At 37.8% G+C, this 1,528-nt stretch carries 2 protein-coding genes; both read right to left on the bottom strand.

Features of this window, described 5'->3' with window-relative positions; genetic code table 11:
• Window positions 1-72 precede the first annotated feature (72 nt).
• Window positions 73-558: a hypothetical protein gene (locus QUA40_RS28685; RefSeq protein WP_333132096.1), complete on the bottom strand. Its 486-nt coding sequence runs from the start codon at window positions 556-558 to the stop codon at window positions 73-75.
• A gap of 2 nt (window positions 559-560) precedes the next feature.
• Window positions 561-1,528, bottom strand: a 968-nt coding sequence (locus QUA40_RS28680; RefSeq protein ID WP_333132094.1) for a ParA family protein, incomplete at its 5' end; no start/stop codon positions are given.

Here is a 1,528-nt window from a genome sequence, read left to right as displayed (position 1 = left end):
AAATACATAAATATAATTGCACGGAAAAAATTAATTAGGATTGCTCTAGGTCTAGAAAATCATTTAGGATTGCTATAGTTTTTTCTGCATATCTTCCAGAGAACTGTAAACACGCTTATCGCGGATCAGCTTTGCGTATCCATCTTTGACTCCAGGGATTGAGGTAAGGTCAGATTGGGGATTGTTAATGAAATCCAAGAAATCTGTAATGTCTTGAGGCTCAACAACCCTTTCATTCAACTTTGACTGTAAAACAGCTTGTTCAATAGCCTTTTCTGCTTCTGATTGTTTAGCTGCAATTAGAAATACCCAAATTCGCTCAAGCTCTGCTTCAACTGCTGCTTCATAGATTGGTAGCCCAGTTAGCAAGTGGTATTTGTCTTCCTCATCAGTAATACAAACAATTGGCAGGGCTAAGTTAAATTCCCACACCTTTAAGCTTTCGGAAACTTTTTTTAAATCAGACTTGGAAATTCCCGATTTTTCTCGAGAAACCTCTATCTGATTTAAAACAACAAGGCTAGGCTGACTCTCAATCCCCGTATAAAATTTTACCATTTCTACATTCCTACTGAACTTTCAATCTGATTTATTCTTATCATTATCTGTTGGGTCAATGCTGAGAATTGCGTTGCAACTTCGGCTGCTCCTTTATTATGTTCAGCAAACAAAGAGATAGGCTGACGTACTTGAGATGCTTGACCAACAGCAGCAGCTCTCTTTATTTCTTGCAGAATCGTGAGTCCCTGAAATCTTTGCTGTACTGACTGCTTAATTGTATTATGGATTTTCACATTTTTTTCTGTCATCATTGGTACAATTCCCAGAATTGCTCCTCGCTTTCCCATTTCCTCTTGAACTTCTTTAGCTCGGCTAATTGGGGTTCTGATGCCATAGACTGAAAGATATTCCATCTGGGATGGGATAACCACATATTGAGCTGCATAGAGTCCATTGCTAGTGATCGTAGTAGCGCTTGGCGGTGTATCTATAAGTACATAATCGTAATCATTAGCTATATCGGATTGTTGCAAAGCCTTATTTAATCGCTTTTCACGAATACCGATCAAGTTGGCGAGAGCAGAATCTTTAGTTTTGTAGCTACTGGGTAAAACATCTATTTTCCCAGAACAGCCTGTTTCACTAAAAACTTTATTAATAGGGGAACTCTTGATATATTCTTTGTACTTAAAACTTGGGGTGTCATAGTCTTTCAAAAACTCTATAACTTCTTTTCTCTCCAGAAAAGAATCCAAAACTTTGTCAAATTCTTCTAAGGTAGAAGCTTTGTCAAACTCATCAGCTTTGTTGACCCCCAAAGATAGGCTGGCATGGGCTTGATCGTCTAAGTCAATAACTAAAACTCTGTTACCTAGTTTTGCCAGCTCATAGGCAATGTTGACAACTAAAGTAGTTTTACCAACCCCGCCCTTGGATGTATGAATTGCAATTGTATAGCATTTATCGAAAAGATGAGGTATGATATAACTGACTTGAAAGGAGTGAAAAATATAAGACCCCAAAATGT

This window comes from Microcoleus sp. Pol11C3, assembly GCF_036701485.1.
Classification (GTDB): domain Bacteria; phylum Cyanobacteriota; class Cyanobacteriia; order Cyanobacteriales; family Microcoleaceae; genus Microcoleus.
The sequence above is the reverse complement of the archived record's forward strand: the minus strand, read 5'-3'. Positions and strand labels throughout refer to the sequence as shown.